Source organism: Leisingera sp. JC1 (genome assembly GCF_001679925.1).
Classification (GTDB): domain Bacteria; phylum Pseudomonadota; class Alphaproteobacteria; order Rhodobacterales; family Rhodobacteraceae; genus Leisingera.
In genome coordinates this window covers 1-573 of the sequence record NZ_LYUZ01000075.1, presented here as the reverse complement: position 1 = coordinate 573, position 573 = coordinate 1, and the positions used below count along the sequence as shown (strand labels likewise).

The window sequence follows — 573 nt, the reverse complement described above, 5'->3', positions numbered from 1 at the left end:
GGCATGGACTGCTGCCAGATCGGTCCCGGATGGCGCTGTATCCCAGGCAAAGGCGCCTGTGTGCGCGCCGTTGGAATAACGGTTGGTTGCCCCAATCCGCCCCCCCCAGGCCAGACCGCTGCCGCCATAGGTGAAAGAGGCCGCGGTGCCTTGCGGCTGCGCATCACCGTTCACATAAAGCCCGGTGCCATCGACATAGTTCGCAAAAAGGTTATGGCCGCTGCCGACGCTCAGCCAGGATGGTTCATGTTCTTGCGCGGCCCCAAGATCATATTCCGTGGTTGATCCTGGCGCATAGCCGAGATTGCCGCCCTTGGCGAAAATTGCCAGTGTGTGCTGCCCCCCGGCAAGCATCACCGGATTGCCCGCGTCGTTGATCCGGCCCACAGCAAGCAGCGCCCCGGCCGGGAGGGTCGTGTAGCTGGTGTCCTTCAGCAGAATATTGTTGCTGGTGTGTGCTGCCCCCCGGCAAGCATCACCGGATTGCCCGCGTCGTTGATCCGGCCCACAGCAAGCAGCGCCCCGGCCGGGAGGGTCGTGTAGCTGGTGTCCTTCAGCAGAATATTGTTGCTG

At 62.8% G+C, this 573-nt stretch carries 1 protein-coding gene; it reads right to left on the bottom strand.

Features of this window, described 5'->3' with window-relative positions; genetic code table 11:
* The coding region (locus A9D60_RS06940) for a hypothetical protein (protein ID WP_141117868.1) at nt 1-387 on the bottom strand (387 nt) is incomplete at its 3' end.
* Between the last annotated feature and the right edge of the window lie 186 nt (nt 388-573).